The 18,181-nt window shown below is 69.2% G+C and carries 12 protein-coding genes; 5 read left to right on the plus strand and 7 right to left on the minus strand.

Annotated features, from left to right (window positions below):
* Window positions 1-8 precede the first annotated feature (8 nt).
* From cydC to MMF96_RS08550, 3 genes are all read right to left on the minus strand, one after another.
* Complete coding sequence (cydC, locus tag MMF96_RS08540; RefSeq protein ID WP_256883242.1) at window positions 9-3,407, minus strand: thiol reductant ABC exporter subunit CydC; 3,399 nt, start codon at window positions 3,405-3,407, stop codon at window positions 9-11.
* A 1-nt stretch (window position 3,408) separates the two neighbouring features.
* Entirely contained in the window at window positions 3,409-4,470 is a 1,062-nt protein-coding gene (gene cydB, locus MMF96_RS08545; RefSeq protein ID WP_256883243.1) for a cytochrome d ubiquinol oxidase subunit II, read from the minus strand.
* Between the two features lie 76 nt (window positions 4,471-4,546).
* A complete protein-coding gene (locus MMF96_RS08550; RefSeq protein WP_256883244.1) occupies window positions 4,547-6,151 on the minus strand; it encodes a cytochrome ubiquinol oxidase subunit I in 1,605 nt (534 codons plus the stop codon).
* A 156-nt stretch (window positions 6,152-6,307) separates the two neighbouring features.
* Between MMF96_RS08550 and MMF96_RS08555 the strand changes: the two genes are divergently transcribed.
* Complete coding sequence (locus MMF96_RS08555) at window positions 6,308-6,676, plus strand: BlaI/MecI/CopY family transcriptional regulator (RefSeq protein WP_176618230.1); 369 nt, start codon at window positions 6,308-6,310, stop codon at window positions 6,674-6,676.
* Window positions 6,677-6,715: 39 nt separating this feature from the next.
* Window positions 6,716-7,666: a M56 family metallopeptidase gene (locus tag MMF96_RS08560; RefSeq protein WP_256883245.1), complete on the plus strand. Its 951-nt coding sequence runs from the start codon at window positions 6,716-6,718 to the stop codon at window positions 7,664-7,666.
* Window positions 7,667-7,874: 208 nt separating this feature from the next.
* On the opposite strand, the gene MMF96_RS08565 is transcribed toward MMF96_RS08560, so the two are convergent.
* Window positions 7,875-9,977, minus strand: coding sequence for a type IIA DNA topoisomerase subunit B (locus MMF96_RS08565; RefSeq protein ID WP_176618246.1), 2,103 nt, complete (start codon window positions 9,975-9,977; stop codon window positions 7,875-7,877).
* 240 nt (window positions 9,978-10,217) lie between these two features.
* On the opposite strand from MMF96_RS08565, the gene MMF96_RS08570 reads away from it, so the two are divergent.
* From MMF96_RS08570 to MMF96_RS19630, 3 genes are all read left to right on the plus strand, one after another.
* Window positions 10,218-10,442 (plus strand): hypothetical protein, encoded by a 225-nt coding sequence (locus MMF96_RS08570; protein ID WP_176618247.1) that lies wholly within the window; start codon window positions 10,218-10,220, stop codon window positions 10,440-10,442.
* Window positions 10,443-10,649: 207 nt separating this feature from the next.
* Window positions 10,650-10,865: a hypothetical protein gene (locus tag MMF96_RS08575; RefSeq protein ID WP_256883246.1), complete on the plus strand. Its 216-nt coding sequence runs from the start codon at window positions 10,650-10,652 to the stop codon at window positions 10,863-10,865.
* Complete coding sequence (locus tag MMF96_RS19630; RefSeq protein WP_309145224.1) at window positions 10,862-13,807, plus strand: AAA family ATPase; 2,946 nt, start codon at window positions 10,862-10,864, stop codon at window positions 13,805-13,807. The genes MMF96_RS08575 and MMF96_RS19630 overlap by 4 nt, the downstream gene beginning before the upstream one ends.
* 64 nt (window positions 13,808-13,871) lie before the next feature.
* On the opposite strand, the gene MMF96_RS08590 is transcribed toward MMF96_RS19630, so the two are convergent.
* The 3 genes from MMF96_RS08590 to MMF96_RS08600 form a co-directional block, all read right to left on the minus strand.
* Window positions 13,872-15,122 (minus strand): RNA polymerase sigma factor, encoded by a 1,251-nt coding sequence (locus MMF96_RS08590; RefSeq protein ID WP_375141414.1) that lies wholly within the window; start codon window positions 15,120-15,122, stop codon window positions 13,872-13,874.
* 259 nt (window positions 15,123-15,381) lie between these two features.
* On the minus strand, window positions 15,382-16,641 hold the full coding sequence (locus MMF96_RS08595; protein WP_256883247.1) for a DUF4192 family protein: 1,260 nt from the start codon (window positions 16,639-16,641) through the stop codon (window positions 15,382-15,384).
* An 89-nt stretch (window positions 16,642-16,730) separates the two neighbouring features.
* Window positions 16,731-18,161, minus strand: a complete 1,431-nt coding sequence (locus MMF96_RS08600; protein WP_256883248.1) for an MFS transporter — start codon at window positions 18,159-18,161, stop codon at window positions 16,731-16,733.
* Window positions 18,162-18,181 lie beyond the last annotated feature (20 nt).

Here is an 18,181-nt window from a genome sequence, read left to right on the forward strand (position 1 = left end):
ACCCCACCCTAGGCGCTGGCGCCCTCCAGCACCACGGGCGCCCCGCCCTCCCCCAGCGCCAGGTGGGTGTCGCCGCCGGCGGCAAGTTCGCCGTCGTGCGTCACCATGACCACGGCCGCACCGGTGAGCGCCGTGCGCAGCCCCGCCACGAGCTCCCCCGCCTCGTCCCCGCCCAGGTGCGCGGTCGGTTCGTCAAGAAGCACGACGCCGGCCCCGGCCACGAGCGTGCGCGCCACCGACACGCGGGTCCGCTGGCCGCCGGAGAGGTGGTGGCCGCCGGGGCCAACGCGCGTGTCCAGGCCGTCCGGCAGCCCGCGGTACCAGGGCCCCAGCCCGGCCGTTTCCAGGGCCTGTTCGAGTTCGCCGTCCGTGGGCGCGCCGGCGGGGCGGGCCAGGGCCAAGTTGGAACGGAGCGTGGAGTTGAACAGGTAGGCCTCCTGCGGGCACCAGGCAACCTGGCGCAGGGTTCCCGCGGCGGCCGGTTCCCCGTTGAGCGTGTAGCTGCCGCGTTCGGGCGTGAGGAAGCCCAGCAGTACGGCCAGCAGCGTGGACTTGCCGGAGCCGGACGGCCCGCTGACAGTCCACCAGCGGCCCTTTTCGGTGCCGCCGCCGACACCTGAAAAAACGGGCAAGGCGGCCTCGGGGTAGCGTGCCGCGACATCGTCCAGGCGCAGGGAGGTGACCGGTTGGGCCGTGTCATCCCGGCCGGCGGCCGGGCCGGCCACCACCGTGGCGCGGCCGGCCTCCAGCAACGGCAGGGTGCGCGCCATCATGGCACCAAGCACGGGCAGCTGCTCCACGGCTTCCAGGTACTGCCCCAGCGGTTCGGCCAGGGCCAGCATGAGCAGCGCGGCCACGGCGGCGGCGCGGGGGTCGGCGCCGCCGCCGATGGCCGCTGCCGCCACGGCCACGGCGGCCAGGGAGGTCAGCAGCGCCACGCCCGCCTGCCCCAGGCCGCCGGCCCAGGCCAGCCGGCGCAGCGGTGCGGAAACGGTGAGGTCGCGGGCGGCGAAAGCGCGGGCCGCCGGTCCGCCTACGCCGTTGGCGTGCAAGCCCCCGGCGGCGGCCAACAAGGTGGTGGCCCGGCTGGCCAGCCAGGAACGGTGGACGGCCGCTGCGGCGGCGGCCCTGCGCTGCACCGCATGGACCCCCACGGGCAGCACCAGAAGCGCCAGCACGCCCAACACGGCCACGGTGGCGGCGGCCTGCGGCACCAGCCACCAGACGGCCGCCAGGACGGACAGGTAGGACACCACGGCGGCCGGAATCGGCACCACGGCGCGGGGAACGGCGTCGCGCAGCTCGTCGACGTCGGCAATGAGCGTGCCCAGCGCCCCACCGGACCGCGTCAGCCGGCCCCAGTGCCGGACGTTGGAGCCGAGTGCGTCCCACAGCTTCAGGCGCAGGCCGGCCGCCCAGCGCAACACGGCGTCGTGGGTGAGGAGGCGCTCGCTGTAGCGCAGCACGGAGCGGCCCACGCCAAAGGCGCGCACCCCCACGATCAGCACCATCAGGTACATGATCGGCGGCCGCGCTGCGGCCCACACAATGAGCCACCCGGAGATGCCGGACAGCGCGGCCGCGCTCAGCGTGGCCAGGGCGGACACCAGCACGCCGGCCACGAAACGGGGCGAGCGCCACGGCAACTGCCGCAGCCACTGCCGGCGGAACCCCGCGGGAGCCGGTTCCGGGGCGCCTGCCGGGGCGGCAACCGCGACCACGGGCGCCGCGGACGGGACCACACCGCCGATCCGGGCAGCGCAGGTCCGGGCAGCGCAGGTACGGGCAGCGCCGCCACCGCGCAAAAGCCCCGCCAGCAGGGGGTCATGGGTGGCGACGGCCAGGGCCACGGTCCCCCGCAAGGAGGCAACCGCCTGCCGCACGGCCTGGGCCGACACCGGGTCCAGGTGGGCGGTCGGCTCGTCAAAAAGTGCCAGCTCCACGGCCGGGTCGCCTGCGATGCGGGCCAGGGCACGGGCCACGGCCACGCGGCGCAGCTCGCCGGGGCTGCATTCCAGCGGTGACCGCCCGGCCAGGTGCCCGGCATTGGCCCGGGCCAGCGCCGCGGCCACGGCTGCGGCGGGAACCGGGACGCCGTGGGGCCCGCCGGCGTAGAGGGCCACGTCCGCGGCCACGGTGTCCTCCGTGAACAGGGGGTGCTGCGGGACCCACACCACCGCGCCCGCAGCCGGACGCAGCAACCGTCCGCGGACCTCGGCGCCCGGCAGGGGCCCGGCCAGGACGGCCAGGGCCGTGGTCTTGCCCGTCCCGCTGGGGCCGTCGAGCACCAGCACCCCGCCGTGCGCAAGGTCGGCCGTGAAACCGGACAGCGCCGGCTCCGTCCGCCCGGGGTAGGCAACGGCCAGTGCATCGGCACGCACCACAAAGTCCCCGTCGTCGTCGCGGGCGGCGCCACGCAGCCCGGAACCGCTGCCGCCGCCGGCGCCCTGGCCGGCGTTGAGGATCTTGTTCACCCGGCGCAGGGCCTCCACGCCGTCCTCGCTGCCGTGGTGGGCGGCGCCGACGTCGCGCAGCGGGCGGAAGCATTCGGGGGCCAGCATGAGGGCCAGCAGGCCGGCTTCCAGGCCCATGTCGCCGGCCACCAGGCGTACGCCGATGAAAACGGCCACGATGGCCACGGAGATGGTGCTGATCAGTTCCAGCGCCATGGAGGACAGGAATGCCGTGCGCAGGGTGGCCATGGTGGACTTGCGGTAATCCTCGGACACGTCGGCGAGCGCCCGGCGTTGCGCCCCGGCACGGCGCAGTCCCACCAGCACGGGCAGGCCGCGGGCCAGTTCCAGCAGGTGGTTGGACAGCCGGTCCAGGCCGCGGGCGGCCCGTTCCACGCGGTCCTGGGTGTGGAAGCCGATCAGGACCATGAACACGGGGACCAGCGGCAGCGTCAGGACCACGACCAGCGCGCTCACCCAGTCGGTCACCAGGATTTGCAGCCCCACGGCGGCCGGCAGCACGGCGCAGGAGACGAGGGCCGGGAGGTAGGCGGTGAAGTAGCCGTCCAGGCCGTCCAGGCCGCGGCTGGCCAGCATCCCCTCGGCCCCCGTGCCGGCACCGGCTGCACTGTTGTTTGCTGCACCGCCGGCCGGCCCGCCCCCGAGCCGGTGGGCCACCAGCCGGGCACGCAGCTCCTCCTTGGCGCCCAGGGCGGCACGCCGGGCAAGCACCTGCTGGCCCCACGCGGCTGCGGCCATCAGCACCGCTCCCCCGCTTCCCTGCAGGGCCAGCCGCCCGAATGGCGGCTGCGTGCCACCCGCCCAGACAGCCAGGGCGTGTGCCAGCGCGGACATGAGCAGCACCAGTGCCACGGCCTTCAGGGCGGCCAGTCCGGCAAGACCGGCCAGGGCCGTGCGCGTGTGCCTGCCCGGGGGCAGCGAGGGGCGTGCCACGTCAGTTCGTCCCGGACACGGCCGGGGCCGCAGCCTGCACACCGACGGCGGGGGCGAAGTCGTGCGGTTCGGGCAGGTGGATGGTGCTGATGCGCTTGCGGAAGATCCAGTAGGTCCAGGCCTGGTAGGCCAGCACCAGGGGCACGCCCACGGCCGCCACGACGGACATCAGGCCCAGCGTATAGGGCGACGAGGACGCATTGGCCACCGTCAGGTTCCAGGCGGCGTTGAGCGTGGACGGGAGCACCACGGGGAACACGGCGCTGAAGATCGTGGCGCTGCCCAGCAGCAGGAACACGCCCAAGGCCAGGAAGCTGCGGCCTTCTCGGCCACTGCGGTTGGCCACCCAGGCCAGGACGGCGGCAACCGCGGCCAGCGCCAGCAGCAGCCAGCTGAACGCCTTGCCGTTCATCACGGACACGGCGGCGGCCCAGGCGGCGAGCGGGACCAGGCCCAGGGGAAGCCAGCGCCCCACCAGACGGCGGGCACGGTGGCGGACGGCGCCGTCGGTCTTCAGGGCCAGGAACGCGGCGGCCTGGATCAGGCAGAAGGCCACGAGTGCCACCCCGCCAAGGACGGCGTACCCGGTGAACCAGGCAAAGGGCCCGCCCACGCGGTCGCCGTTGGCGTCCAGCGGCAGCCCCGTGGTGGTCAGGGCCAGCATGGCGCCGATGCCGAACGCGGCCACGAACGAGCCGATCGCGATGGCCCAGTCCCAGGTCCGGCGCCACGTGTCGTGGTGGACCTTGCCGCGGTATTCAAAGGCCACGGCCCGGAAGATCAGCGCCAGCAGCACGAACACCAGCGGAATGTACAGGCTGGAAAACAGCGAGGCGTACCAGAACGGGAAGGCCGCAAAAGTGGCTCCGCCGGCGGTGATCAACCACACCTCGTTGCCGTCCCAGACCGGGCCCACGGTGTTCAGCAGCAGTCGCCGTTCCTTTTCATCGCGGGCAAAGACCTTCATGAGCATGCCCACGCCAAGGTCGAAGCCCTCCAGGAAGAGGTAACCGGTCCACAGCACGGCAATGAGAATAAACCACAGGGTGGGGAGGAAGTCCATCAGTCAGTCCTTAGATCCAGGCAAGGCGGGTTCCGGCCGGACGCCGGCGGGCGGGGCGGCCGTGGCGGCCCGGGGGTCAGTAGGCAAAGGCCAGCACATCGTCGCCGCCCTCCCCGCCCGGACGGGTGCCGCCGTCGTCGTCCCCCTTGCTGTTTCCGCCGCCTGGGGCATGCCCCAGCTCCGGCATGGCGGAGGGCACGCCGCCGCGGATGTACTTTGTCAGCAGCGCCACCTCAACCACCAACAGCACGGCGTAGACGGTGCCCAGGGCCACGAGCGAGAAGATCAGCTCCCCCGCCGAGACGCCCGGGGACACCGCGGCTGCCGTGAACATGAACACCTGGTCGACGCCGGACATGGAAGGGTTGGGTGCCACCACGAACGGCTGGCGGCCCATCTCCGTGAAGATCCAGCCGGCGGCGTTGGCTCCGAACGGGGCCAGGATGCCCAGCAGTGCCAGGCGCATGATCCATTTGGGCCGCGGGACGGTGCCCTTGCGGGTGGCAAAGAGCGCCACGGCGGAGGCAAGCGCGGCGAGCCCGCCAAAGCCGATCATCATGCGGAAGCCCCAGTACGTGACCGGCATGACGGGCACGTAGTTGATCGGCTGGCCGGCCCGGCTTCCGTAGATGGGGTTGTCCGGCAGCGTCGCACCATACTTGGCCTGGTACTCCGGCACCAGCGTGTTCACGCCCTTGATGTCCGTGGAGAAGTCGCTGTGGGCCAGGAAGGAGAGCAGGCCCGGGACCTCCATGACGGCCACCACCTTGGAGCAGTCACGGCTGCTGAGGTCGCCGACGGACAGAATGGAGAAGCTGGTGCCGTCGTGGCAGGCGGCCTCGGCGGCGGCCATCTTCATGGGCTGCTGCTCGAACATGAGCTTGCCGGACAAGTCGCCGGACACGGCGGAACCCGCAAAGGCGATCATGGCCACCACTGCGCCGATGCGCAGGGACTTGAGCCACACGGAGTGGTCCCGCCGGTCGCGGCCGGGGATGGTGGCCGATTCGCCGACCACCACGCGGCCCTCGGCGTCCACGGTGTCGATGCCGTCGCGGCGCCGCCGCCACAGATGGTACCAGGAGATGCCCAACAGGAAGGCGCCGGCCACGGCCAGGGCGCCGGTGATGGTGTGGAAGAACGCCACGAGTGCGGTGTTGTTGGTGAAGACGGCCCAGGCGTCCACCATGTGGGGGTAGCCGTCCACCATCTTCACTCCCACGGGGTGCTGCATCCAGGAGTTGGCCACCAGGATGAAATAGGCCGAAACGATGGACCCGCACACCGCAATCCACAGGCACGCCAGGTGGATCCTGGCCGGCAGCTTTTTCCAGCCGAAAATCCACAGCCCCAGGAAGGTGGATTCGACGAAGAAGGCCAGCAGTGATTCCATGGCCAGCGGGGCGCCGAACACGTCACCCACAAAGCGGCTGTATTCGCTCCAGGCCATGCCGAACTGGAACTCCTGGACGAGGCCGGTGGCCACGCCCATGATGAAGTTGATGAGGAACAGCTTGCCCCAGAACTTCGTGGCCCGCAGGTATTCCTCACGCCCCGTCCGGTGCCACAGGGTTTGCAGCACGGCCACGAGCAGGCCCAGGCCAATGGTCAGGGGCACCATCAAAAAGTGGTACACCGTGACGATCCCGAACTGCCACCTGGCAATGTCCAGAGCTTCCATCAACTTCCCTCAATCCAAGAAACACACTGTGCCAACGGCATAAATTCTACGTCTTGTAGAAGTTCAAGTTCTACCCTGCGTAGAACATTGCTGTCAAAAGCTGTACATTGGATCTTGACGAACTACTTTGAACACCGAATACATGAAGGATCATGCATGGCAACTCTTGGGGACCTGGAACGGGCCGTAATGGATCTTTTGTGGGAGCATCCCGAGGCCATCACGGCCAACACGCTCCGCGACCTGCTCTCGCAGCGGTCGTCCGGGGCCGACGCGCGCCCGCTGGCCGTCACCACCGTGCTGACGGTGCTGTCACGGCTGGAGAAGAAGGGCCTGGTGGAGCGCGAGCGCTCCATCCGCCCGCACCGCTACCGTGCCGTGACGAGCCGCGCGGACCACACCGCCGAACTCATGCTCGAAGTGCTGGGCTCCGCCCCCGACCGCGAGGCGGTCCTGGCGCGCTTCATCGGCACCGTCAGCGAGGGCGAGGCAGAAACCCTGCGCAAACTCCTGGGCCGCGACTGACTGAACCTTGCGCCGCCGCGCAGGCGGTAGCGTTAAGACATGTTCTGGAGCTCGTGGTTCCTGGCGGGCCTGGCCATCGCCCTCGCGTGGCCGGCGCCCGTCCTTTTGTCGCGCGCGCACTGGCCGGCCCGGGCGCCGTTTGCGGCCATGGTGCTCTGGCAGTCCATCGCCCTCGCCGGCGGACTCTCCATGATCGGCGCCATGCTGTGCTACGGCCTGGTCCCGCTGGGCGGCAACCTGGCCGCCGGCCTGCACGGGCTCCTGCTCATTGTCACCGGCCGGGCCTCCCTGGACACGCTGGGCCTGGTCCATGCCTTTGCGCTCAGCGCGGCCGCGCTCCTCTCCGCCCACCTGGTCTTCACGCTGTGGCTGACCTACTTCCGCATCAACCGCCAGCGCCGCCGCCACCGCGACCTGCTCCACCTGCTCAGCTCCCCCGCCGACGACCGCCCGGACACCCTGGTCATCAATCATGAGGCGCCCGTGGCCTACTGCCTGCCCGGCGGCTCCCGCTCGGTCACCGTGCTCTCCGACGGGCTCATGACGCTGCTCTCCCCCGATGAACTCCACGCGGTGCTCCTGCACGAGCAGACGCACCTGGCCCAGCGCCACCACCTGCTGCTGTGGGCGTTTGCGGCCTGGCGCTCGGCCCTGCCGTGGCTGCCCACATCCCGGCTGGCCCAGCGCGCCGTCTCCTCCCTGATTGAAATCATGGCCGACGACGTTGCCCTGCGTGCCGTGGACAAGTCCACCCTGGTCAAGGCCATCGCCCTGGTGGCCAGCGGCCCGGCACAGCTCCCCGCAACGTCCCTGGTGGGCGGCGGCGCCGAGCAGATTGACACGCCGGCGACGACGTCGGCCCGGCTGGGCAGGCTGCTCGCCCCGGCTCCCCCGCTGGGCGCCGCGCAGCAGGCCCTGGTTGTTGGTGCCGCAGCCCTCCTGCTGGCGGCGCCCACGGCACTGCTCCTGGTCCCGGGCATCCTCCCCTGACAGCCCCCCATCCCTCGGTTGCAAGCGGGGCGTTTCCACCCAACCCTCCCGCACAACCGGGGCACTTCCACCCAACCCTCCCGCACTGTTATGAGGGAGGGTTGGCGGATACCCGCCCGTTTGCAACCGGGCGTCCAAGGAAACAGCCCCGGTTGCGCGGGAGGGTCTGGGAAAACAGTCCCGGTTGCAACCGAGGGATTGACGGGTGTCAGGCGTCGATGCGGTCTGCGTCCAGGTGTTCGCTGCCGGCGACGATGAATTCCTTGCGCGGCGCCACCTCGGCGCCCATGAGCAGTTCAAAGGTGTGTTCGGCCCGGTCAGCGTCGGCGCTGGTGACCCGGCGCAGCATGCGGTGGCGCGGGTCCATGGTGGTCTCGGCCAGCTGCTCCGCATCCATCTCGCCCAGGCCCTTGTACCGCTGGATCGGCTTCTTGTAGCCCTTGCCCGACTTCTCCAGCTTGGCCAGCAGCGCGTGCAGTTCCTTTTCGGAGTAGGTGTAGACCATCTCGTTGGCCTTGGATCCGGCGTGGATGATCTCCACCCGGTGCAGGGGCGGCACGGCCGCATAGACGTTTCCGGCGTCGATCATGGGGCGCATGTAGCGGAAGAACAAGGTCAGCAGCAGGGTGCGGATGTGGGCGCCGTCGACGTCGGCATCGGTCATGAGGATGACCTTGCCGTACCGGGCCGACTCCAGGTCAAAGCTGCGCCCGGACCCGGCCCCCACCACCTGGATGAGCGCGGCGCATTCGGCGTTGGCCAGCATGTCCCCCACCGATGCCTTTTGGACGTTGAGGATCTTGCCGCGGATGGGCAGCAGCGCCTGGAAGTCCGAGGACCGGGCCAGCTTGGCCGTGCCCAGGGCGCTGTCGCCCTCCACGATGAACAGTTCGCTCTTTTTGACGTCGTTGCTGCGGCAGTCCGCCAGCTTGGTGGGCAGCGATGAGGTTTCCAGCGCGTTTTTGCGGCGCTGTGTCTCCTTGTGCACGCGGGCGGAGATGCGCGACTTCATCTCGGAAACCACTTTTTCCAGGAGCGTGGCGGCCTGGATTTTCTCGCCGCGGGCGGTGGATTCCAGCTTTGCCTTCAGCTCCCTTTCCACGACCTTGGCCACAATGGCCTTCACGGCGGGGGTGCCCAGGATTTCCTTGGTCTGGCCCTCAAATTGGGGCTCGGCCAGGCGGACGGTCAGCACGGCGGTGAGCCCGGCCATGACGTCGTCCTTTTCAATTTTGTCGTTGCCGGCCTTGAGCTTGCGGGCGTTGGCCTCCACGACCTTGCGGAACGTCTTCAGGAGCGCCTGTTCGAAGCCTTCCTGGTGGCGGCCGCCCTTGGGCGTGGCAATGATGTTCACAAAGCTGCGCATCGTGGTTTCGTAGCCGACACCCCAGCGCAGGGCAATGTCCACCTCGCAGTCGCGCTCCACCGCGGTGCTTTCCAGGTGCCCGGCGGCATTGAGGACCGGGACGGTTTCGGTGAACGTGCCGTGCCCCTGCAGGCGCCAGATGTCGGTGACGGAGCCGCCCACCGACAGGAAGTCAACAAATTCGGAGATGCCGCCGTCGTGGTGGAATACCTCCTCGTGGGTGGCAAATTCGCCGGGCGAACCGGGGACGCGGCGTTCGTCCCGGACGGTGATTTTCAGCCCGGGGACCAGGAAGGAGGTCTGGCGGGCGCGGGAGACGAGCTCCTCATAAGAGAACTTGGCGTCGGGGGTGAAGATCTGTCGGTCGGCCCAGTACCGGATGCGGGTGCCGGTGACCCCGCGCTTGGTGGTGCCCACCACGTCCAGGCTGGACTTGTCGGTAAAGGGCGTGAAGCCGACGTCGGGGCCCACGGACTTGCCGGAATCGTTGAAGTGCCCCGGCTCGCCGCGCCTAAAGCTCATTTGGTAGGTCTTGCCGCCGCGGTCCACCTGGGCGTCCATGCGGGCGGACAAGGCGTTCACCACGCTGGCGCCCACCCCGTGCAGCCCGCCGGAGGCGGCATAGGAGGTGCCTCCGAACTTGCCGCCGGCATGCAGCTTGGTGAGCACCACTTCCAGGCCGGTGAGCCCCGTCTTGGGTTCCACGTCCACGGGGATGCCGCGGCCGTCGTCGTGCACCTCAACGGAGTTGTCCTTGTGCAGGACCACCTTGATGTCCTGCCCGTAGCCGGCCAGGGCCTCGTCCACGGAGTTGTCAATGATCTCCCACAGGCAGTGCATCAGGCCGCGGGAGTCGGTGGAACCGATGTACATGCCGGGGCGCTTCCGAACGGCTTCCAGCCCCTCCAGCACGGAGAGGTGGCGGGCGCTGTAATCGGAATTCATTCGTGCCACGGGTGGCTTGCTCCTTGTGACGATGGCTTGTGACGATGGTTGGTGCGTGCGGGCATCGCCGCCCCGTAGGGAACGTGCGCCCCCTCAAGGTTAACGCGTGGCGGACGCCGTCGTGCACAGGCATGCCGCACGGCTGCGCGCTACGCGGTAAGCGAAAGTGGGCCGTGGCTGGCATGGGCGGGGCACTTTTGATGGTTGTATGAAGTACAGGAACTAGAGAAGGAGGCCATGATGACGACCACCGCCATTGCCAGCCGGGAGCTGAACACGATGGACCGATGCGACCGTTGTGGCGCACAGGCCTACGTTCGGGTTGTCCTGCAATCTTCAGGGGGCGAGCTGCTCTTCTGCGGCCACCACGCCCGCGGCGTCGAGGAGACGCTCAAGCCGCTCTCGTCAGAGTGGCATGACGAGACCGCCCGCCTGCACGAAAAGGCGCCAGTGTCCGTCGACTGACCGACCCGCTGCGTGGGGTCCCGACTCTGTCGGGGCCCCATTTTTGTGCCCCCGGACGCAGCCCCGCCAAGGCGCCTTAGGCTGCCTAAGGTCCCCCGGTGCAGCCCCAAATAAGGCATTTGCCCGATGTTGCGTCACCTCCATCGGCGAAGGATGGAGCCATCGGCACAACATCTTTCACACAAGGGGACGGCAATGAACGACTTCATGGCTTTGATGATCCGGCAGCAGAATGAACGGGAACTGGCAATCGCACTGGAACAACGCCGGCTGCTGCGCGGCGCGGACGGCGCGGATCCGCGGTTCCACCACAATCCCAGCCCCACGCAGCGCCTGTGGCAGCGGCTGCTGCAACGGCGGGCAGGGAGCCACCGCGTTTCCCACACCCCCGCCCGCGGCGGGGCAGTCCGCTCCAACGCGTGAGCGCCCTGCTGCCCGGCGGCGGCGCGTGGCAGGATGAATACATGCAGTCGTCGCAGGCCAGCAGCCACTTGATCGGGCGCGGGGAGGAACTGCGTTCCCTGGCGGAATCGTACGGGCTCGCCGTGCAAAGCAAGCCCCAGGCCGTGGTCGTCGCCGGCGAAGCGGGACTGGGCAAAACACGGCTGCTGCGCGAATTCCTCCACGGCCTGCCGGAACCCACCCGGATCCTCTCCGGCCAATGCGTGGACCTCGGCCCGCTGGCGGCACCGTACGCCCCGATCACCTCCATACTGCGCGGCCTCGCCGGTGAAACCGGGCTGGCGCAACTCATGGAGCTGGCCGGTCCGGGCCGGGACGCGCTGGCGCTCCTGCTGCCCGAGGCCGGCACGGCAGGGCCGGGGTTTCCCACGGCCAACCTGGTCCTGGAGGCGGTCAGCACGGTACTCGAGCGGGCTGCGGAGGGACGCCCGACCGTCGTCGTGGTTGAAGACCTGCACTGGGCTGACAAATCCACGCTGGCCGTCCTGGGGTTCATCCTGCGCGCCTTCAACGGCGGTCAGTTCCTGCTGGTCATGACGTACCGCAGTGACGACGTGCACAGCGGCCACCCGCTGCAGGCGTTTCTGGCCGAGGCGGAGCGCGGCCGCTTTGCCACGACCATCCAGCTCGCCCGGCTCAACCGGGACCAGGTCCGCCAGCAGCTGGAGTCCATCACAGGGACCGCCGCCGACTACGAACTCGTCGAAAACATCCTCTCCCGCAGCGACGGCATCCCGTTCTTTGTGGAGGAACTGGTGGGGCTGGACGGCTGCGCGTCCGGCACGGAGCTCCCGGCGTCGCTGCGCCAACTGCTGCTGGCACGGTACGAGCGGATGGCTGAGCCTGTGCAGTATTTCCTGCGCGTCATTGCCGCCGGTGGGACTTGCGTGCCGCACCCGTTGGCGGAAAACGCCTATGACCGGCCCCGGGACACCTTCGAACCCGCGGCCCGGCTGGCGCAGCAGGCAAGGCTGATCGACGTGGACGGCGACAGCTACACGTTCCGGCATGCCCTGCTGCGGGAGGCCGTGCATTCGGACCTGCTGCCCGGGGAACGCACCCGCTTCCACACCCGCTACGCGCAGGCCCTGGAAGCGGCAGAGCCGGCCCGCCGCGACACCGCCGCCATCGCCTACCACTGGGACACGGCCAACGCAGCGGACAAGACGTTCGAGGCCTCCGTTGCCGCCATGGACGAGGCCTGGCGGCGCTTTGCCTACACCACCTCGGCCCGCATGGGCGAACGTGCCCTGGAGCTCTGGGACGGCGTCGGCGAACCGGAAAAGGTGGCGGGAATGCCGCGCTACCGGCTCCTGGCGCGCACCGCGGCGGCCCACAACCTCGCCGGCGACGGCGAACGGTCACTGGCCGTGATCGCGCTGGCGGTCGACGACCCTGCAGCAACCGGCCAAGACCGGGCCCGGCTGCTCGCCAGCCAGGCCCGGTACCTGGGCTTCAATGCCAGGCCGGGCTCCGAGGGCCTGCTCCGCGAAGCCCTGGAGCTGGTGCCGGCGGGCTCGGACGAAAGGCTGCGCGCGCGGCTGCTGAACTGGCTGGCGGCCCGGCTCATGCTGGCCGGGAAGCAGGGGGATGCCATCGAGATGGCAACGGAGGCGCTGGAACTGGCCACGGCAGCCGGCAATGCCGAGGAACGCTCCGTGGCCGCCAACCTCCGCGGCGTTTCCCGCATCAATGCCGGGGACATCGCCGGCGGGCGCACAGACCTGGAGGCGGCCGAGGGGCTCGCCGAAGGACACGTGCAGGCGCTGCTGCGCTTCCGTGTCAACTATTCGGACGCGCTGAACCTGCTGGGCCTGTACGACGAGTCGATCCGTGTCGCCGAGGCCGGGATCGAGCGTGCCCGGCAGCTTGGCGTGGAACGCACCACCGGCGCCATCCTCTCCTCCAATGCCGTGGACCCGCTCTTTGCCCGCGGCGACTGGGTTCCTGCGGCAACGCTGCTTGAGCGCAACCTGCAACTTTCCCCGCCCGGTTCGTTCCACGCGTACCTCATCCGTTCGAAGATCTGGTCCACACTGTGGGGCGGCGACGTGGCGGGGGCCGGGAAGCTGTTCCGCCGTTGGGAGCCGCAGCTGCGGGGGCTCGCCGCCGTGGAAATGCAGTCCCGGCTCCAGCTGACGACGCTCAGCGCCGAACTGGCATGGGCCTGCGGCGACCTGGACGGTGCCTGGCAGGAAGTTGCCTTCGTCCTCGGCCCCGCGTTCCGGCCGCTGCCCGGCTATGACCTGCCGTTGCTGGCGCTGGCAGCCAGGGTGCTCGCGGCGAGGCGCCGGGCCGGCGCGGGCGCGTCCGGTGCTGGCCTGGACGGCGGGCGGCTGTCCGACGACGAGGCCCGCCTGCGTGCCGTGCTCGCCGGCGACGCCTTCTGGCCGACCCACCCGGGCTGGCTGGCACTCTTTGACGCTGAAGTGGGCGGGCGGCAGGGAAGCGGCGACGACCCCGCTGCCTGGCACGCGGCCGGCTTGGCCGCGGCGGCACTGCCGGCCCACCTGCGCCACTACATTGCGCTGCGCACCGGCCAGGCCGAACTTGCCGCCGGCCGCCGGACGGCAGCTGCCTCCTCGATCCGCGCCGCCATCGACGGCGCCCAGGCCCTCGGTGCCCGCCTGGTCGCCGACATGGGCCGTAAGCTGGCCGCACAGGCAGGACTGCCGCTTGACGGCCCGCGCCGGCGGCCCAACAGCGGGGAACTGACCGGGCGTGAACGCCAGGTCCTGGCCCTGGTGGCTGATGGACTTTCGAACCGCCAAATTGGCGAGCAGTTGTTCATCAGCACTAAGACAGCCAGCGTCCACGTCTCGGCGATCATGCGCAAGCTGGGCGCCTCCAGCCGCACCGAGGCAGCCTCCCGCGTCATGGCCCCGGGTCCGGGCAAAAAATAACCCACCTCGGGTGCCGGAAACCTGTGGTTTCCGGCACCCGAGGTGGGCCTGTTTCGAAGAGTCGTCAGTCCAGGTAGTCTCGCAGCACCTGTGAACGCGAGGGGTGGCGCAGCTTGGACATCGTCTTGGACTCTATCTGGCGGATGCGCTCGCGCGTGACGCCGTAGACCTTGCCGATTTCGTCTAAAGTCTTCGGCTGGCCGTCGGTGAGCCCAAAGCGCATGGCGACGACCCCGGCCTCACGTTCGGACAGGGTGTCCAGCACGGAGTGCAACTGCTCCTGGAGCAGCGTGAAGGACACCGCGTCGGCGGGGACCACTGCTTCGGAGTCCTCAATGAGGTCGCCGAATTCGGAGTCGCCGTCTTCACCCAGCGGGGTGTGCAGCGAGATGGGCTCGCGGCCGTACTTCTGGACCTCAACGACCTTCTCGGGCGTCATGTCCAGTTCCTTGGCCAATTCCTCCGGTGTGGGTTCGCGGCCCAGGTCCTGGAGCATCTGGCGCTGGACACGGGCCAGCTTGTTGATGACCTCCACCATGTGCACGGGGATGCGGATGGTCCGGGCCTGGTCGGCCATGGCGCGGGTGATGGCCTGGCGGATCCACCAGGTGGCATAGGTGGAGAACTTGAAGCCCTTGGTGTAGTCGAACTTTTCGACTGCGCGGATCAGGCCCAGGTTGCCTTCCTGGATAAGGTCCAGGAAAAGCATGCCGCGGCCGGTGTAGCGCTTGGCCAGGGATACGACCAGGCGCAGGTTGGCTTCCAGCAGGTGGTTTTTGGCGCGCTTGCCGTCGTGCACAATGCGCTGCAAGTCGCGCTTGAGCTGGACGTCCATCTTGTCAGCCTCGGGCGACTTCAGCTTTTCGGTGGCATAAAGGCCAGCTTCAATGCGCAGGGCCAGGTCGACTTCCTGCTCGGCATTGAGCAGTGCAACCTTGCCGATCTGCTTGAGGTAATCCTTGACCGGGTCCGCCGTGGCCCCGGCGGACATGACCTGCTGGACAGGGGCGTCGTCGTCATCGGAATCGGAGTAGACAAAGCCGGAGCCGGTCGCGGCCGGAAGTGCCCGCTTCTCGGCACCTGCCTCGGCCTCATCCTCTTCAACGGCGCCGTCAGCGACATCCTCGTCCTCCTTGGCAGCCTTGGAGCGGTGGGCGCCCTTCGAGGCAGCCTTGGCGGGGGCTCCGCCGGCACCCGAGGAGGCCTTCTTCGCGGCCAGGGTGGCAGCACGCTTCTGTGCCGGGGTCAGCGACGCCCCGGCAGGGTCGGTCACCTCAAATGTTGTGGAGTCTTTGCTCTTGGAAGTAGCAGACACAGAAAACCTTTCTTGCGGCGGTCTGTGGAGTCACCTTAGGGCAACACCACTATGACCCTGTCAAGTCCGTGTTGCCTTTACGCATCACCGAAGCACTTGGAGGGTCATTACATACAACTCCCGGCGCCGCAGCATTGTTCCCGCCGCCACACACAAGGTTTATTTGAAAAGAGCCGCCAACACAAAGTTCAACGCAAACACGGACCCAGCCGGGTCTAGGCATCCATTGTCTCATGTTTTCCCCACCGGCAGGCACGCCTCAGGCCGCCTCAGGCACACCCTTCCGGTAGCCCGGCCACGCTGTCTGCCGGTCCTTGGCCCAGGCCGCAACAAAGCCCATCTGGAGGAGCCGGTCAAGCAGGTGGGCAAGCTTGTAGCCGGGGACGTACTTCAGGGACTCCTCAAAATATGCCCCGGCCCAGGTGCCCTTCCCACGGCACCACTGGATCCATCCCAGGACGCACAGCAGCGGGGCCTTGCCCTCCCCGTCAACGTTCGAGGCCAGGAACAGCAAAAGTTCCTCCGCCTGGTCCATCCGGGCCCAGTCAGGCCCCCGCACGGGGCGGCCGCCGCCCGCGCTGCCGCCGAGCAGGATGTCGGCAAACAGTTCCCCGGCTGCGACGATCCCGCCGTCGGACTCGTCCAGGATCGAAACGTCACGGCCGGCCGCCTGGCTGCCGCCGTACCAGTTGCGCGGCACCGCCGGCCCGGGCACATCCGCCTCGAGGTACCCAACACCAAGGACGCCGGCCAGCGAGGCTTCGGGCGTGGTGGCCAGGGAAACCATGACGGCGTCGCGCACGGCAGTGTTGGACAGGCTGGCCGTGAGGTAGCCGCACATGCCGGTGTCCGGACGTTCAGGCCAGCGGGCCAACGCCGTTTCCCAGGCCCCCAGTGTGACGACCAGCTGGTTTTCGGCCGCGCCATCCCTGCCGAGGGCGTCCCGCAATGGTTCCGCTGCGGCCGCCACCTTGGCGGCGTGCCCCGGATCCTGCACGGCAGCCAGGGCGGGCACCCGCTCCCGCGGGCTTTGCTCCACGCTGCTGCCGCGGTACACCAATTCGGCGCTGACAAGGCTGCCGGTGATCTTGCGGTTGCTGTGTCCCGGCCAGGGACAACAGGCTGGATTGAGGCACTCAATGCTCCGCCAGTGGTCCGGGCCCACATACCAGGCATCACGCACCGGCAGGCCTGCCGCGGCCAGGGCCCCGCGCAGTGCGTCGAAGACCTCCCGCTCGGCAAGGTCCTCGGGGTCCGTCCAGTCGGCCCCGCCAAAGATGGCCACCAGGGAACCGTCCGCCTGTGCGTCGCCGGCCAGCTGGCCGGCGGCAATGGCCGCAAAGCCGTCCAGGTTCACGGTCCCGGCCCTGGGCAGGTCCAGGCGCATGGTGGCGCGCAGCGCCTTTCCTGCCATGCCGATGCACACCACGCTGTTTTCCGGCCAGTACCCGACAATGTGCGGGATGAATGCGAGCAGGTCCTCGCCGGCGCTGACTTTGATTTTCTCTTGTTTGCTCATGCCTTCAAGGCTGGCGAAGGAACGGGCCCGGCAAAAGGGGCGGGCAGGGAAATGCGCGAATCTGTGGATAACAGGCGGCCCGTGGCCGTTTATTCCCTTGAACTGCCGCCCTTGCCCGTGCCCGTGCCCGCATCCGCGCCCTCGCCCTCGCCCTCGCCCTCGCCGGTGCCCGCGGAAATCCGCCCGGCCCGCAGCTCGGCCCGGTACTGTGCCCGGCGGCGCCGGTTGTCAGCCAACGCCTCCCGCAGTGGCGGCACCAGTTCCCCGGACAAGGCCATGCGGCGGCGCACCTTGGCCCGCACCCTCATGACGGCGAGGGCGCCCATGGCCAGCACGATGAACTGGAAGGACAGTGCGATCCGGAAGGAGTCCAGGGAATACAGGTGCCCGCCGGAAAAGCCGTTGGTGTTCAGCAGGTCCAGGACCAGCCCGACCACGTACATGGTGACCAGTGCGGCGCAGAAACCGCCCACGTTCACGATGCCGGAGGCCGTGCCGATGCGGTGGGATGGATTGAAGGTGCGGGCAAAGTCAAAGCCGATCATCGACGCCGGGCCACCCAGTGCCAGGGCAAGCACCAGCAGGACCAGCAGCCACAGCGGCGCCGCGCCCGGATACAGGATCACGGCCAGCCATGCCGCCGTGATGGTGAACGTCACGGCCAGGACCATGGTGGAGCGGCGCATCGGGTGGCGGCCCACCCAACCGCCGAGCAACGGCCCGCAGATGATCCCGACCACCACAAACAGGCTCAGCAGGACACTGGCCTCGGCCGGGTCGAGGCCTTGTCCCGAGACCAGGAACGGATAGCCCCAGGTCATGACGAAGACATTGCCGGCAAACTGCGTGGCAAAGTGGCTCCACATGCCCAGCTGCGTGCCCGGCTGTTTCCAGGCCTTCGCCAGGTCCGCAGCGCTCTCCCTGATGCCCGGCTGGACCACGGGACCGGAGGGGGTTTCGGGGGTGTTGCGCAGAATGGCCGCGGAAAGCACGCAGGCCAGCAGCCCGAGCGCGGCCAGGCCCAGGAAGGCCGGGCTCCAGCCCCAGCCATGGAGCACAATGGCAAACGGGGCAATGGAGATCAGCTGGCCGAACTGGCCCAGCTGCCCGGTGAGCTGGGTCAGCAAGGGCACCCGGCGCGAGGGGAACCACACCGGGATCAACCGGATCACGGAAATGAAGGTCATGGCATCGCCGGCGCCAACGAAGACGCGGCCCACCACCCCGGCGGGCACGGAGCCGGCCGCGGCGAGCTGCAGCTGGCCGATGGTCATCAGGGCTGCGCCGGCGGCAATCATCACGCGGGGGCCGAACCGGTCAACCAGGACCCCGACGGGCACCTGCAGGACTGCATAAACCAGCAGCTGGATGACGGTGAACGCGGAGAGGGCGGAGGCGGTGGCGTGGAAGCGTGCCGTCGCTTCGAGCCCCGCCACGCCAAAGGAGGTGCGTTGCGTCACTGCGATGAGGTAGGCCAAGACGCCGATCCCCCAGATGGCCCATGCCCGTTTACTGTCCACAGGGACAGACTATGCCCGCC

The organism is Arthrobacter sp. STN4 (assembly GCF_024539665.1).
Lineage (GTDB): Bacteria > Actinomycetota > Actinomycetes > Actinomycetales > Micrococcaceae > Specibacter.